We start from the raw sequence: 14451 nt of genomic DNA, 5'->3' as shown, positions 1-14451 counted from the left end.
CAGGCGTATATGTGAGCGGGGGTTGGGCGGAAGGGGCGTATAGGTGAGCGGGGGTTGGGCGGAAGGGGCGTATAGGTGAGCGAGGCCCTCATCGTCAAGCTGGTTGTGAGTCATTCATTACCTTTTGATTGAAGGAGCCGGCGATGGCCGTTGATAACAAGGGTTTTACGCGTGAAGAGATCCGTGAGTTCATGCATGAGTACTATTTGCAGCCGCACGGGTCGAGGAAGGAATGGATGGCCTCGACGTCCGTTTCGGAATGGACGTTCCGCCGGTGGCGCAAGATGATGGTCCAGGGCGATATCGACCGTGGCCTGATTCCGCGGGAGCATGGAGGCATGGTCCCGACGAATCGTGAACTCTCCGCGTTCGAAAAAGCACGCGCGAAGGAAATGGCTGCCCACCGTGCCGAAGTCGAAAAACTCCAGAAGCGGGTGCAGGAGCTGGAGGACACGAATTCCGCGCTGGGAAAAGCTATCGGGCTCTTGCACGAGTTGAGCGTGCCAGAGCCCGATACAACCCCGACGAGCGCTCACAACGATTCATAGCGGCCGAGAACACTCTGGTCCTGGAACTGCATGTGATCATCGGCTCCCAGCGGACAGCGCTCAAGCTGGCGGGCCTCTCGCGCGGGACCTGGCATTACCGGTCCAATCCCCGTCCGGCGGTGCAGCACCCGATCCACCAGAGCGACCGGGCCTACGAATCCCGGATCAGCTCCGCGCATCAGGACCGGATCCTGGGGCTCATCCTGGCCAGCTGGGAGAAGGGCAACTCCGTTGACCATGCCTTCGCCACAGCCTGGGACAACGGCGAGCTGCTCGCCTCCAACCGCTCGTGGTGGCGGATCGCGGCAGACTACGAGGACCAGCAGGCCCGCCCAACCATCCCGCGCAAGCGTTGGGGCACGCGTGGTTCCTCTGAAAAGCCGGTGGTCAAGGCCACCGGACCCTGCCAGGTCTGGTCCTGGGACATCACCGACATCTATGCCAAGTGGCAGGGCAAGGTTTTCAAGGTGTACTCCATCATGGACATCTTCTCCCGGGAAATCGTCGGCTGGCGGGTGGAGGAACGCGAGTCCGACCACCTCGCCGCGCAGATGTTCAAGACAGCCATCGCCCGGCACGGCGCCCCGCGCATCGTGCATGCCGATTCAGGCCCGGCCATGAGATCAACCCTGCTCCGTGACACCCTCACCGCCCACGGCGTGGAACTCAGCCATAACCGCCCGTACGTCTCCAACGACAATCCCTTCTCGGAGTCAGGCTTTCGCACGATGAAATACCGGCCCGGCTACCCCCGGATCTTTAACGATCTCGAGGCCGCCAGGGAGTACCTCACCTGCTACGTGCACTGGTACAGCACCGATCACAAACACTCCGGCATCGCACTGTTCTCACCATCACAGGTCCACGACGGGTCGTGGAAAGAACTCTGGACCAAGCGAGACAAAGTCCACCAGGACTACTACGAACGACACCCGGGAAGATTCCGCCGCCGACCCACCACACCGGCCCCCGCCACATACGCCGGGATCAACCTCCCCCAGACCAAAACACCCCAAAAACTAGCCCAGTGACTCCACACAGCTTGACAACTTTCGGGGGTTGGGCGGAAGGGGCGTATAGGTGAGCGGGGGTTCCTGGGGGCCCGCCCTTACGAACGGGGGCCGATGTCCCAGCTAATGTGCTTCCGGACGTCGGTGAGGTTCATCGATTCGGCGAGGAACAGATCGTCCAGCATGTATTCATCCACGCCCAGAATCCGCATCCAATGCCCCTGACCTGCGGTATCGCCGTCGAGCGATTGGCTGGAAACGCACACGCCCGTTCCCGAGTCCACGCGCAAGAGCGTGCGTCCGGGGAAGCAGAGCGGCGTCGCCGCGTCAGACGCCACGTAGCTGGATCCCGGCGTCGCGATGGTTTCGAGAGCCGGGCGTCCTTCGTGATCCACTTCCCGGATGGGGCCGAACGACACCCGATTGGACTCGGGAAACTCCATCGGCACGGGAGCGTTCCCGGCGAGCTCGACAGGATCGAGGGCTGCCGCGAGCCGACCGTTCCCGAACGACGGTTCGCCGTAGGCCGCTTCGGGGCGCCGGCGGACCAAGCCCGCGGAGTCGTAAACGGGGGTGACCAAGTGGGCCGGCAACAGCCACGACTTGCGCTTGGAACCAAGGTAAAGCCCGTCGCGGGAGTCGTTGATGCCCGTGGTGCTATGCAGCAACGCGCCATCGACGGTCTCGAGCCGAAGCGCTCCCGGGCGGCGCAGCCATGCACGCACTGTGGCATCCGCGTTGCCCGGACGGTCCAGGTATTCGAACCTCAGGCTGGTCCATTTCCACGGGGAGGAACGGCAGAGGTTTCGGAAGTTGGAGGACATGTCGGCGTCGGAATCGCCTTGGATTTCTGCACTGTAACGCCCCATATCCACAGTCTAAGGGTGCGTGACCGGCGCAGCTTTGAGAAAACCGATAACATCCGAGGGTGATCCGAAGACTCGGCGAATTGTGGGGGACCAGTGTCCCGGCCTTCTGGCTGCTGCTCGCAGCTTGCGTGTACTTTGCGGTCATGGCTGCCCGGCTCACGGTCATCGACGTGCGTCACCACCTGCTCCCCAACCGGATCGTCTTCCCGTCCTATGCCATCGCCGGTGTGTTGCTGCTCGGCGCAGCGGTAGCCGTCACCCTGGCCGAGGGAGCGGCAGGGCCAGCGCCCGACGGCGGTGCCTCCTTCCTGGGCGTTCCCGCCTTGGGAATCGTGGCCGGGGGAGCAGCGCTTTGGGTGTTCTACTTCATCCTGCGCTTGGTGTACCCGCCAGGGATGGGCTTCGGCGACGTCAAATTGGCCGGTGTGCTCGGGCTATACCTTGGCTATCTGGGGTGGGCGCATGTTTTCGCGGGAACGTTTGCGGCGTTCCTCTTCGGCGGGCTGTGGAGTCTGGGAGTCCTGGCTGCCCGGCGGGGAACGTTGAAATCATCAATACCCTTCGGTCCGTTCATGCTCGCGGGTGCCGCCGCGGCGATGTTTGCCCTGCCGGCGTGAGAAGCCGCGAGCGAAAGGGAGCGCGGGAGGACCGTTTGAGCGGGCTTGCCCGCTGTCATTCGCGCATCGCCGGTGGGATACTCGCCCTACTGGAGGGCCCGATCCGGAAGCGGAGGCAGTGCTCTTGTTGGTGATGACTGTTTCAACGGAAGCGGGCTAGGCCGTGGCGATCCCCGAATTCATCCGGGAAATCCGCGAGAAGATCGGCAACGACCCGCTGTGGCTACCCGGCGTTAGGGGCGTAGTCCTGGATGACGAGAACCGGGTCCTGCTGTGCCAACGGGCCGACAATGGCCGGTGGACCTTGATCACCGGAATGCTGGAACCGGGGGAGCACCCGGCCCCCGGTTTGCTCCGCGAGATCTTCGAGGAGACCGCAGTCGTGGCCGAAACCGAGCGCATCCTGGCGGTGGGCGTGATCGGCCCGGTCACGTATCCCAACGGAGACGTGTGCGACTTCCTGGATATTGCCTTCAAATGCCGTTATGTCTCGGGGGAGGCCCGCGTCAACGACGACGAGTCAATCGCCGTCGGCTGGTTTGCCCTTGACGAGTTGCCTGAGATCAGCGCCGGCCACCGCGAAACCATCCGACTGGCGTTGGAGCCGGGCTCCGCCGTCGCGTATCAGCGCGATTGACGGGCCGCGAGGATCGCGCGGGCAGCGAAGAGGCACGCGGCGACACCGCAGGCGATAGCACCCACGATGGTCCACCATTCTCCCTTGGCAGAGGCTATGGAAACGGCCAGAAGGCCGAAAAGGACTGCCCCTAATCCCCATCGAACGGCCGGGCTGATGTTCGCGGATTCTTCGGGCTCTGAACTCATGGGTTCCAGCCTAAGCCAAACGCCCGGCCCGGTGGACATGCCCGGCTTTGCATCCGGGCAGTGGGCACATTCCCCATATGTCCACTGGTCCGAGCCAAGGCCGGGAATGTCCTGGCGTTAGCGCCGGGCGAGCTCACCGTCATTGTCGCCCACCGTTGCGGACTCCGGCTCAGCGGCTGGGTCGACGGACGCCCCGACGGCCCCCTCGGCGGTTCCTCCGAGGCGTTCGGCTTCAAGGCGTTCCGCTTCCTGGCCCCCGACTGCCTCGCCCCGGGCCACCATTCCGGCGGTGTCCGAGAGCGGGATCTGCTTGAGGGTGATCGCGAGCAGGAGGGCGATGGCGATGAACGGGATCAGGTACCAGAACACGGGTGCCAGTGAATCGGCGTAGGCGTTGACGATCGCGTCCTTGACCTGAACCGGCAGTTGGGCCAGCGTCTGAGGATCAAGCTTGCTGGTGGACTGTGCAGCCTGTGCAGCAGAAGCCCCGGCGCCCGTGAATGCCTTGGTGAGGGACTCGGCCAGCCGCGTGGTAAAGATCGAGCCGAAAACGGCCACGCCCAACGAAGCCCCGACCTCGCGGAAGTAGTTGTTGGTGCTCGTTGCCGTGCCGATCTGCTCGGCGGGAACCGCGTTCTGGACCACCAGGACGATGACCTGCATAATCAGGCCCAGGCCTGCGCCGAAGATGAACAGCTGGATGCAGATGACCCAGATCGGAGTTGCCGCGGTGAGCGTGGTGAGCCACAACATCGCAACGATCGTGAGGCTCGCGCCGAGGATCGGGAACATCTTGTACTTGCCGGTCTTGGAGATGCGAATACCGGAGTAGATGGACGTACCCATGAGTCCAACCATCATCGGCAGCATGAGCAGGCCGGAGACGGCGGCTGAGGTACCGGAGGACATCTGCAGGAACGTCGGCACGAAAGCGATGGCGGCGAACATGCCCAGGCCGAGGGTGAAGCCGATGGCAGTTGCGTTGATGAAGATCCGGTTCTTGAACAGGCTCAGCGGAATGATGGGGTCTTCTGCCTTGCGCTCCACGAGGACGAAGAGGAAGGCAGCGAGCACCATGCCGGCGCCGAAGGCCCAGGTGAGGGGGGAGTCCCATCCTTGGTCCTTCTTGCCGCCGAAGTCGGTGAAGAAGATCAGGCAGGCCGTGGCAGCAGACAGCAGCAGGACTCCAAGGATGTCGATGCGCTTTTCGGCCTTCTTGTTCGGCAGGGTGAGCGTGAACCAAGCGATGGTGAACGCCGCAATGCCGACGGGGATGTTGATGTAGAAGGCCCATTCCCAGGTCAGGTGATCGACGAAGAAGCCGCCCAGAAGGGGACCGGCCACGGCGGAGAGGCCGAAGATGGCACCAAGGGGGCCCATGTACTTGCCGCGTTCCTTGGCAGGCACGATGTCCGCGATGATGGCCTGCGACAGGATCATCAGTCCGCCGCCGCCCAGGCCCTGGATGGCGCGGAACACCACGAAGCCCCAGAAGTCGGTGGCGAAGGCACAACCGATGGAAGCTACGGTGAACAAACCGATGGCAATCAGGAACAGGTTCCTCCGGCCCAGGATGTCACCGAACTTGCCGTAGATCGGCATGACGATGGTTGTGGCGAGCAAGTAGGCCGTGGTGATCCAGGCCTGGTTCTCCACGCCGCCGAGCTTGCCGACAATAGTGGGCATGGCCGTGGACACGATGGTCTGGTCCAGGCTGGAGAGCAGCATTCCGGCGATGAGCGCCGAGAAAATGATCCAGATCCTTCTCTGGGTCAAGAGCAGCGGCGCGGCCGCTTTGGTCTTGAGAGTGGTACTCACGGTTGGTCCTTCTGGGGTTCGACGGGGTTGGTGTCCAGCGGTTGGGCGAAGAGCGCGCGTGCTGCCCTGAGGTTCTGGTCCAGCAATTCGCGGTAGGGCTCGGTGTTCTCTTCGGAAAAGAACTGTTTACTCGTCTTCTTGGTGACCGCGCCGAAGACCGCGGCGGCCATGATGATCTCGGGGTGGTCCGCGGTGAGGCCTTCCCGGGCGGCGATGAGCTCGGCGAACTGGCGCTCGCGGACTTCGCCTTCGCGGGTCAACCGGCCCAGGAGCTGGGGCTCGGCCGTGACTGCCGCGATGAGCTGGCGGATCTCCGATGGGCTGACGGTGGACCGCTCGAGGACGGCCAGGGTGAAGCGGCGCAGTGCGGACAAGAGCGAGTCGGAGATCGTGCCGATGGCACGGGCGGGGTTGCGTTGGAAGGCCTCCAGCGCGTCCTCGGGAAGCTCGTCGGAGAACGAGCCGATCACCGCGTCCTCCTTGGTGTGGAAGTAGTTGAAGAACGTCCGCCGAGAGATCCCGGCCTGTTCGCAGGCTTCTTCGACGGTGAAACCGTTGAGTCCGCGTTGGGCGGTCAGGGACCTTGCGACGGCGGAGATCGCCGCGCGGGTCTGAGCACGCTTGCGCTCCCGGAGTCCGCCGTCATTAATTGCACTATTTTCCACAAAGTAAAGTTTTGCACTTACTGTCCAAAAGTGCAAGAAAATTTCTGTGGCCGGAAACGACGACGGCGGCCGGCACCTTCCGTGGGGAAGGCGCCGGCCGCCGTCGGGCTGGCCAGCGGGGCTGGAGGGAGACTAGGCCTTGTGGGCCGGGCGGGTCATAGTGGTGACGTCGAGGGCCTTGTCGAGCTGCTCTTCAGTCAGTTCGCCCCGCTCAAGGTAGCCGAGGGAGATCACGGCTTCGCGGATGGTCAAACCCTCGGCAACGGCCTTCTTGGCGATCTTTGCCGCCGCTTCGTAACCGATGAACTTGTTCAGCGGGGTCACGATGGACGGGGAAGCCTCGGCCAGGAAGCGTGCACGCTCCACGTTGGCCGTGATGCCGTCGATCATCTTGTCGGCCATGACGCGGCTGGTGTTGGCCAGGAGCCGGATGGATTCGAGCAAGTTGGCAGCCATCACCGGGATGCCGACATTGAGTTCGAAGGCACCGTTCGTGCCGGACCAGGCGATGGCGGTGTCGTTGCCGATGACCTGGGCGCAGACCATGATCGATGCTTCGCAGATGACCGGGTTGACCTTGCCCGGCATGATCGACGAGCCAGGCTGGAGGTCCGGGATGGAGATTTCGCCAAGTCCCGTGTTGGGGCCGGAACCCATCCAGCGCAGGTCGTTGTTGATCTTCATGAAGGAGATGGCGATGTTGCGCAGCTGGCTGGAGCCTTCGATGAGGCCGTCGCGGTTGGCCTGCGCTTCGAAGTGGTCGCGCGCCTCGGTGAGCGGCAGGCCGGTGTCGGCTGCGAGGAGCTCGATGACGCGCTCCGGGAAGCCTTCCGGGGTGTTGATGCCGGTGCCGACCGCGGTTCCGCCCAGGGGGACCTCGGCGACGCGGGGGAGGGCGGCGTTGATGCGCTCGACGCCGTAGCGGACCTGCGCGGCGTAGCCGCCGAACTCCTGGCCCAAGGTCACCGGAGTGGCGTCCATGAGGTGAGTGCGCCCGGACTTGACGACGTCCTTGAACTCCACGGCCTTGCGGTCCAGGGAAGCAGCCAGGTACTCGAGGGCCGGGATCAGGTCGTTGATCAGGGCCGACGTCGCCGCGACGTGGACCGACGTCGGGAAGACATCGTTGGAGGACTGCGAAGCGTTGACGTGGTCGTTCGGGTGGACAACTTTGTCACTCCCGCCGGCCGCGAGGGCGCGCGTTGCCAGCTCGGCGATGACCTCGTTGGTGTTCATGTTGGAGGACGTGCCCGAACCGGTCTGGAAGACGTCGATGGGGAAATCGCCGTCGTACTTTCCGGCGGCAACCTCATCGGCAGCGTTGGCAATCGCCTCGGCGAGCTCGCCGTCGAGCACTCCCAGTTCAGCGTTCGCCAGGGCCGCGGCCTTCTTGACGCGGGCCAGGGCCTCGATGTGTGCGCGCTCAAGCGTCTTGCCGGAGATCGGGAAGTTCTCCACGGCGCGCTGCGTCTGGGCGCGGTACAGGGCGTTCACAGGAACGCGAACTTCGCCCATCGTGTCATGTTCAATACGGAACTCGGCCGTGTTGGATTCTTGAGTGGAAGTCATGGGGCTAGCTTATGGCGAGCAGCCGCTTGACCGAAAACCGGCGGAGCAAAGCTACGGCCGTTGTGTGCCGCCCCCTCGGGGGCGGCCCGGCATCCGGACTAGAGCTTGCCGATCCCGGAAACAAGCGCCGCGCGGCCCTCGTCCAGTTTGTAGGAAAGCCCGACGACGGCGGCCCGGCCGTCGTCGATCGCGTCGGAAATCACACGGGAACTGTCGGCGAGGCGGCGGGCCGTCTGCTTGACGTGTTCCACGACCATCTCGTTGACGTCCGTCTGCTCGTTGCGCATAGCGGTGAGGACGGAAGGGGTGATGCGCTCCACCAGGGAACGGATGAAACCCGCGGGCATTTCACCGGTCTCGACGGCACTCTTGGTCGCGGTCACTGCGCCGCAGCTGTCGTGGCCAAGGATCACGATGAGCGGAACATGCAGCTGGGAGATGCTGTATTCGAGCGAACCGAGGACGGCGTCGTCGATCACTTGCCCGGCCGTGCGGACCACGAAGGCATCGCCCAGACCGAGGTCGAAGATGATTTCCGCGGCCAGGCGGGAATCCGAGCAACCGAAGATCACGGCAAAGGGATGCTGGTCCTCGACCAGGGAATGCCTGCGGGAAGCATCTTGGTTGGGATGCAAGGACTCCCCGGCGACAAAGCGTTCGTTTCCTTCGCGCAGACGGCGCCAGGCAAGGGCAGGAGTCAGATAAGTAGCCACGGCGCTACTTTACGGCTTTGAGGTAGCAGGCTGCGAAACTGTGTCGCCCGGCTTCGTGCTCGCGTCCGCGGAAGCGACAGGAGCCGCGTCCATTGCCTTGACAACGGCCGCGGCCAAGGTGGAGAACTCGTCCAATCCCGCGCTGCCGCTCAGGATGATCGTGGTGCCGCGGTAGTTCAGGACCATGCTGCGGTTGCCTTTGGCAGTGTCATGGAGTTCCCAGTCGTGGCCACCGGCGCTGCGCGTGCCGGTCACCGGAGCGCTGCCGGCCTGCTGGAAAATCCAGGTCGGATTGGCCTTGCGGGTCTGGACAATTCCGATGAAGGCCTGCTTGGGCGTGACGTATCCGACTTCCCATGTGGGTACGCCGTCGCCGGTGCCCGATACCCAGCGGGCGTAGTTCGGACTAAATGTGTCGCCGGTAACCGGCGCCACGGGTGTGAAACCCGCCACATCTTTCGCGTTGGCTGAGGTTGCGGCTACATCCACGTTGGGCTTGTAACCGTTGCTCTTTGGCGCCGGATTCATGAGCACGATCGGCAGGAACGCCAGCACGCAGAGGAGCAGCGCGATGAGCATGCCAATGACCGAAGCGTTGGCCCTTTTGGCTGCTTTGGCCGCGATTACGGGCTTGACCGCAGGCTGACCGGCGTCGCCGGCACCAGCTGCGCCCGCGCCTTCGCTGCCGGAGGGGGCGGCGGCAATTGCTTTGTCTTGCGTTTCACTCACGCTTCAATAGTCTCCTATCCAAGCGGCTAATACACATCGGCCGGTCAGTGCAAGGGGCGTTCCGGGACTTGGTCATCCCATGACCGAGGCGCCCCGCCCCGACTATGATCTCTTCTAGAGGAATCATTCAGGCCGACAAGCCCAGCCATTCCTGGTCCCACGAATCGCGTCATCGAAGAAGAGGTTCACGTGTCTCCAGCGCCAATGTCCCAGAAGTATTCCACGATTTCGCCGGCGCTCGCCGTCGGGACCGATGAGCCGGACCGCAACCTGGCCCTCGAACTTGTCCGGGTTACCGAAGCCGCCGCGATTGCAGGCGGCCACTGGGTTGGATTCGGCGACAAGAACAAGGCGGACGGCGCCGCCGTCGACGCCATGCGCTCTTTCCTCCACACCGTCCATTTCAACGGCGTCGTTGTCATTGGCGAAGGTGAAAAGGACGAAGCTCCCATGCTCTTCAATGGCGAGCACGTCGGTGACGGCACCGGGCCGGAGTGCGACGTCGCCGTCGACCCGATCGATGGAACCCGACTGACTGCCCTGGGCATCAACAACGCCCTCGCCGTCCTGGCAGTGGCCGAACGCGGCACCATGTTCGATCCCTCCGCCGTGTTCTACATGGAGAAGCTCGTCACGGGCCCCGAAGCCGCCGACATGGTGGACCTGCGCCTGCCGGTGAAGCAGAACCTGCACTTGATCGCAAAGGCCAAGGGCGTTAAGGTCAACCAGCTCAACGTCATGATCCTGGACCGCGACCGCCACCGTCCGCTGGTGGAGGAAATCCGCGAAGCCGGTGCGCGCACCAAGTTCATCATGGACGGCGACGTAGCAGGCGCCATTGCGGCCGCACGTTCCGGCACCGGCGTCGACGCCCTGATGGGCATCGGCGGCACCCCGGAAGGCATCGTTGCAGCATGTGCCATCAAGTCCCTCGGCGGTGTCATCCAAGGCCGCCTGTGGCCCACGAGCGACGACGAGAAGCAGAAGGCCATCGACGCTGGACACGACCTCGAGCGCGTCCTCTCGACGAACGACCTCGTCACGAGCGATAACTGCTACTTCGCAGCCACCGGCATCACCGACGGCGACCTCCTCAGGGGCGTGCGCTACTCGAAGGACAAGGTCCTGACCCAGTCCATCGTGATGCGCTCCAAGTCCGGCACCATCCGCTTCGTCGACGGCGAGCACCAGGCCAGCAAGTGGGAGGGCTACGCCCGCAAGTAGGACCCGGCTTAGTGCAAAAGGGCGGCACGATCGCTCGGCGGCTATCTCCTCGTTCCTCGTCGATTCTGACGCCGCTGTCACGATCCCACCGCCCTTTTGCGCGCCCGCAGACTTCCGTCGGGCTAACTGGGAGAAGGTCCGCGACGGCATTGTCACGTTGTCGCGGGGACTGCGCCTGCCGTTGCACAGCACGGGGACGGTGGCGGAACACTTGCGGGGCTATATCGAGTTCGACCCCGAATGTTGCCTGAGCCATGGCTCCGCCGCGCGGATCCTCGGCATCAGTTTGCCCAAGGCGCTTGAAGAGGACTGGCGGATCCACTTGGCTCGCCCGGGCGAGAGATGGAAACCACGGAGGCGCAATGTTGTTGGGCACCAACTCACGTTCAAACCGGGTGAAGTGATAAAGCTGGACGGCGTCCGACTCACCTCACCTGCCCGGACGTGGCTGGACTTGGCCCATTTGATGAGTATCGACGACATTATCGCGGCGGGCGACTCGATCGTCGTCGAGCATGGCGAAAACCATCCCAGGCCGCGCAAGGCTTTGGCAACCATTGAGGATTTGAAGGCGATGGTGTCAGCCCATCCCGGCATGCGAGGCGTCCGCAAAGCCCGGCTGGCCCTGGATCTGGTTCGAGCCGGCGCGGATTCGCCGCAGGAAACGCAAATGCGCCTCATATTGCTGCATGCAGGTTTGCCTGAACCCACGCTGAACCACGTCATCGTCAACGAATGGGGCGCTCCCGCTGTGTGGCCCGATGCCGCTTACCTCAAGGAGCGGGTCGCCCTCCAATACGACGGGCGGCACCATGGGGAAGCTGAGCAGTACCAGCGGGACATCAGGCGCCAGGCGTTGACGGAACGGCTGGGTTGGCGCGAAGTCCGGGTCCACCATGAGGATTTGCTCGGGCCCCGGCCAGAAGTGGTGGAAAAAGTCCGCCGGGGGCTGCGGGGACGCCGCGAGTTGGCAGTAGATGCCCGCAAAATTGGATTTTGAGGTCATCTGCTGCCAGTTCGCGCGGAGGAACCCTAGCGGAGCTTTTCGCGCAGCTTCCGGGCGACTTGGTAGGCGCCGTAGCGGAACTTGTTGACGGGAAGGTCCCACGTGCCTGGGTAGGCTATTTCGCGGCCGCCGAAGGACTTTTTGAAGGCGGTGAATCCGGCCCACTTGTGGTCCGGCTCGTCCTCCGGGGCCACGCCCCACAGGTCGACGTGCTTGAGCCCTTTGTCCTTGGCGTCCGCCATCAGCGTCACGAGCAATGGAATGCCCGCGCTGAGCTTGCGGTGCGTGTCATCGAGCGCCGCGTGGGCGTAGGTGCGCGTGTCGACGGAGTCGTACGCCAGGGCAGCGGCAATGGCTTCGCCCTCGAGTTCGGCGATGAACAGGGTGGCGGCACCGGCGGGCATAAGGGAGCGGGCCACCGAGCCGAGGTAGTCGTCGCTCTGGGGCTTGAAGCCATTGCGTGCGGCAGTCATGTGCAGGAAGTTGAGAAGCACTGAGATCTCTTCAGGATCCTGCGAGGACCGGAAGGTGACACCCTTCTTGTGGATGTTGCGGTACAGGTTCCGGTTGGTGGGTTTCATGCCCGCGAGGACGTCCTTGAAATCGCCTTCCAGATCGACAATCCAGCTCAATTCCGGCTGCTGGTTGGACGGCGCAGGCTGCAGGCCGCGTCCCCGCAGGATCGCACCGGCTTCAGTGGCTTCGAACCCGGCGGTGACCGGTTCCATCCGGACAAACACCGCCCGGCTCCGGCGCGCGATCGCCACGAGTGCGGCTAGGGCTTCGTCGAAGGCCTCCAGCGAATCGGCCACGGGTCCGTACGGCGTGTAGATGACCTTGCCTGCCGGGTTCTTTTCCTCCACGGCGAGGAAACGCCAGCCCAGGCCGGACTCCTCGTGCACGGTACGGCCGAGGGATCGCTGGAAGGACGCCCATGCGGGCGTCTGCAGGAAATACTCCACGCTCTAGTTCCCCAAGCCCGTTGTGACGGCAAAGGCAACGCTCGTTCCCGTTGCGCCGGCAACCGGGTGCACCATGACGGGCTCTTCGGATGCCGGGATGAACGCACTCCCGCCGCGCTCCACGGCGAGCTCGCTTTTGGGGGAGTCGAGCACCACGGAACCCGAAACCACGACGACGACGGCGGGACCGGCCTGGGCCATCGGCACGGGTTCCGCTCCGGGAGCCAACTCGATGCGCTGTAGTTGGAATTCCTTGAAGGGGGGCACATAGAGATCCTGGCCGAATCCGGAGGTCCGGGGTTCGATGCGCGGTACGCCGAGGGAAGCGAATTCGATGGTCTTCAGGAGCTCGGGGACATCGACGTGCTTGGGGGTGAGCCCGCCACGGAGCACATTGTCCGAAGCTGCCATCACCTCCACGCCGAGGCCTTTCAGGTAGGCGTGGACGTTTCCGCCCGGCAGGTACACCGATTCGCCCGGGGACAGGAAGACAAGATTCAAGAGCAAGGAAATCAGGACACCGGGATCGCCCGGGAACTCACTGTTGATGTCCACCAAGGTGGAGAGCTCCGCAGCGTGCTGACCCATCGGCGCGCCCGATTTCAGGATGGAAACCACCTGATCCGTCGCGGCGGAGACGGCGTCCCCGCCGGTAATCAGCCGGGTGAACGCAGCTTTGAGTGCCGAGGGCTCGTCGGACCCGGAAAGGTCCGCGATGACTCCGGTGATGACATCAGGAACGTCGACGGCGGCTAGGTCCAGGAGGGTCCCGACGTGCTCGAAGACACGCTGCGAATCGGCCGCGGGACGGAAACCGCAGAGGGCGTGAAACGGAGTCAGCGCGAAGATCATCTCCGGCTTGTGGTTGTCATCGCGATAGTTGCGCTCCGGTGCGTCCGCTGCCATACCCGCGGCATTTTCCTTCGCGAAGCCGTCCCTGGCCTGCTGCAGGCGAGGGTGGACCTGCAAGGACAGGGGCTTGTCGGCTGCAAGGAGCTTGGTGAGGAACGGCAAGCGGGGACCGAATTCAGCCACGCTCGTTTCACCAAGGAAGTGCACGGGATCCACGTTGATCAGGGCGTCCAAGGCGACGGAAGACCCATCCGGACGGGTGGCCACGGACGGCGAGTCCGGGTGCGCTCCGATCCACAACTCTGCCTCCGGACCACCCGAGGCGGGCCTTCCCAGCAGAGCGGCGATCGCCGTCGTCGATCCCCATGCATAGGGGCGGAGAACATTCTCAAGCTGGTACACGGCAGGGGATCCTTGTCATTGCGGAGGGTTCATTCGGGAGTGCCGGGGATGACCTTCTAGCGGCTGCTCAGGCCCTTAGCGGCTGCTGCGGGCGGAGACGTTCGCGCTGGAGAAGACTTCGGCGACCTTGTCACGGAGCCTGGCCCCTTTTTCGGTAGCAGTGTTGTTGAGCTCCCGGGCGAATTCGAGCAGCTCGCCACGAAGCCGGACGGCCAGCTCGTCGGTTCCGGACGCCAGCATGCGCACTGCAAGGAGGCCGGCGTTGCGCGCGCCGCCGATGGAAACCGTGGCAACGGGAACACCGGCGGGCATCTGCACGATGGACAGCAGGGAATCCATGCCATCCAGGGTTTTCAGCGGTACCGGGACGCCGATGACGGGCAGCGGGGTGACCGAGGCGAGCATGCCCGGCAAGTGGGCGGCGCCGCCTGCCCCGGCGATGATGACGCGGATGCCGCGCTCATGGGCGTCCTGGCCGTAACGGATCATTTCGGTGGGCATGCGGTGGGCGGAGACGACGTCGGCTTCGAAGGGGATGCCGAATTCGGCCAGGGCGTCCGCCGCGGCTTCCATGACAGGCCAGTCGGAGTCGGAGCCCATGACGAGGCCTACGATCGGAGCAGCGTTCGCCGCGCCCGCGTT

16 protein-coding genes are annotated in these 14451 nt (G+C 64.1%); 6 read left to right on the top strand and 10 right to left on the bottom strand.

Features of this window, described 5'->3' with window-relative positions; translation table 11 throughout:
• Nucleotides 1-143 precede the first annotated feature (143 nt).
• Both ACSVHC_RS04535 and ACSVHC_RS04530 read left to right on the top strand, forming a co-directional pair.
• Nucleotides 144-548: a hypothetical protein gene (locus tag ACSVHC_RS04535; protein ID WP_437771023.1), complete on the top strand. Its 405-nt coding sequence runs from the start codon at nucleotides 144-146 to the stop codon at nucleotides 546-548.
• Between the two features lie 32 nt (nucleotides 549-580).
• Nucleotides 581-1579 (top strand): transposase, encoded by a 999-nt coding sequence (locus ACSVHC_RS04530; protein ID WP_437771022.1) that lies wholly within the window; start codon nucleotides 581-583, stop codon nucleotides 1577-1579.
• 77 nt (nucleotides 1580-1656) lie between these two features.
• Here ACSVHC_RS04530 and ACSVHC_RS04525 read toward each other — a convergent pair whose 3' ends face one another.
• Nucleotides 1657-2427 carry a hypothetical protein gene (locus tag ACSVHC_RS04525; protein ID WP_437772894.1) on the bottom strand — a complete coding sequence of 257 codons (771 nt, stop codon included), beginning with the start codon at nucleotides 2425-2427 and terminating at the stop codon, nucleotides 1657-1659.
• A gap of 59 nt (nucleotides 2428-2486) precedes the next feature.
• Here ACSVHC_RS04525 and ACSVHC_RS04520 point away from each other — a divergent pair, with 59 nt between their 5' ends.
• Both ACSVHC_RS04520 and ACSVHC_RS04515 read left to right on the top strand, forming a co-directional pair.
• Entirely contained in the window at nucleotides 2487-3044 is a 558-nt protein-coding gene (locus ACSVHC_RS04520; RefSeq protein WP_437772895.1) for a prepilin peptidase, read from the top strand.
• Between the two features lie 163 nt (nucleotides 3045-3207).
• Complete coding sequence (locus tag ACSVHC_RS04515; protein WP_345450176.1) at nucleotides 3208-3681, top strand: NUDIX hydrolase; 474 nt, start codon at nucleotides 3208-3210, stop codon at nucleotides 3679-3681.
• On the opposite strand, the gene ACSVHC_RS04510 is transcribed toward ACSVHC_RS04515, so the two are convergent.
• The 6 genes from ACSVHC_RS04510 to ACSVHC_RS04485 all read right to left on the bottom strand — a co-directional run bounded on the left by ACSVHC_RS04510 (nucleotide 3669) and on the right by ACSVHC_RS04485 (nucleotide 9363).
• The gene (locus ACSVHC_RS04510; RefSeq protein ID WP_437772896.1) at nucleotides 3669-3869 is read right to left on the bottom strand and encodes a hypothetical protein; all 201 of its coding nucleotides are present in this window, start codon (nucleotides 3867-3869) and stop codon (nucleotides 3669-3671) included. The two genes, ACSVHC_RS04515 and ACSVHC_RS04510, sit on opposite strands and share 13 nt — an antisense overlap.
• A gap of 117 nt (nucleotides 3870-3986) precedes the next feature.
• A complete protein-coding gene (locus ACSVHC_RS04505) occupies nucleotides 3987-5687 on the bottom strand; it encodes an MDR family MFS transporter (protein ID WP_437772897.1) in 1701 nt (566 codons plus the stop codon).
• Nucleotides 5684-6352 (bottom strand): TetR/AcrR family transcriptional regulator, encoded by a 669-nt coding sequence (locus ACSVHC_RS04500; protein ID WP_437772898.1) that lies wholly within the window; start codon nucleotides 6350-6352, stop codon nucleotides 5684-5686. The genes ACSVHC_RS04505 and ACSVHC_RS04500 overlap by 4 nt, the downstream gene beginning before the upstream one ends.
• A gap of 132 nt (nucleotides 6353-6484) precedes the next feature.
• Nucleotides 6485-7921 (bottom strand): class II fumarate hydratase, encoded by a 1437-nt coding sequence (locus tag ACSVHC_RS04495; RefSeq protein ID WP_437772899.1) that lies wholly within the window; start codon nucleotides 7919-7921, stop codon nucleotides 6485-6487.
• A 98-nt stretch (nucleotides 7922-8019) separates the two neighbouring features.
• Nucleotides 8020-8634: a carbonic anhydrase gene (locus ACSVHC_RS04490; protein ID WP_078105935.1), complete on the bottom strand. Its 615-nt coding sequence runs from the start codon at nucleotides 8632-8634 to the stop codon at nucleotides 8020-8022.
• 9 nt (nucleotides 8635-8643) lie between these two features.
• Nucleotides 8644-9363 carry a DUF4245 domain-containing protein gene (locus ACSVHC_RS04485; RefSeq protein WP_437772900.1) on the bottom strand — a complete coding sequence of 240 codons (720 nt, stop codon included), beginning with the start codon at nucleotides 9361-9363 and terminating at the stop codon, nucleotides 8644-8646.
• A 204-nt stretch (nucleotides 9364-9567) separates the two neighbouring features.
• Here ACSVHC_RS04485 and glpX point away from each other — a divergent pair, with 204 nt between their 5' ends.
• Together glpX and ACSVHC_RS04475 are read left to right on the top strand one after the other, a co-directional pair.
• Nucleotides 9568-10587 (top strand): class II fructose-bisphosphatase, encoded by a 1020-nt coding sequence (glpX, locus tag ACSVHC_RS04480; RefSeq protein WP_437773977.1) that lies wholly within the window; start codon nucleotides 9568-9570, stop codon nucleotides 10585-10587.
• A 466-nt stretch (nucleotides 10588-11053) separates the two neighbouring features.
• Complete coding sequence (locus ACSVHC_RS04475; RefSeq protein WP_439180618.1) at nucleotides 11054-11587, top strand: endonuclease domain-containing protein; 534 nt, start codon at nucleotides 11054-11056, stop codon at nucleotides 11585-11587.
• A gap of 32 nt (nucleotides 11588-11619) precedes the next feature.
• On the opposite strand, the gene ACSVHC_RS04470 is transcribed toward ACSVHC_RS04475, so the two are convergent.
• The 3 genes from ACSVHC_RS04470 to purE all read right to left on the bottom strand — a co-directional run bounded on the left by ACSVHC_RS04470 (nucleotide 11620) and on the right by purE (nucleotide 14409).
• Nucleotides 11620-12555 carry a lipid II:glycine glycyltransferase FemX gene (locus ACSVHC_RS04470; protein WP_437772902.1) on the bottom strand — a complete coding sequence of 312 codons (936 nt, stop codon included), beginning with the start codon at nucleotides 12553-12555 and terminating at the stop codon, nucleotides 11620-11622.
• Between the two features lie 3 nt (nucleotides 12556-12558).
• Complete coding sequence (gene manA / locus ACSVHC_RS04465) at nucleotides 12559-13809, bottom strand: mannose-6-phosphate isomerase, class I (RefSeq protein ID WP_437772903.1); 1251 nt, start codon at nucleotides 13807-13809, stop codon at nucleotides 12559-12561.
• 75 nt (nucleotides 13810-13884) lie between these two features.
• Nucleotides 13885-14409 carry a 5-(carboxyamino)imidazole ribonucleotide mutase gene (gene purE, locus ACSVHC_RS04460; protein ID WP_437773978.1) on the bottom strand — a complete coding sequence of 175 codons (525 nt, stop codon included), beginning with the start codon at nucleotides 14407-14409 and terminating at the stop codon, nucleotides 13885-13887.
• Between the last annotated feature and the right edge of the window lie 42 nt (nucleotides 14410-14451).

Source organism: Arthrobacter sp. KNU-44 (assembly GCF_051843155.1).
GTDB lineage: Bacteria > Actinomycetota > Actinomycetes > Actinomycetales > Micrococcaceae > Arthrobacter.
The sequence above is the reverse complement of the archived record's forward strand: the minus strand, read 5'-3'. Positions and strand labels throughout refer to the sequence as shown.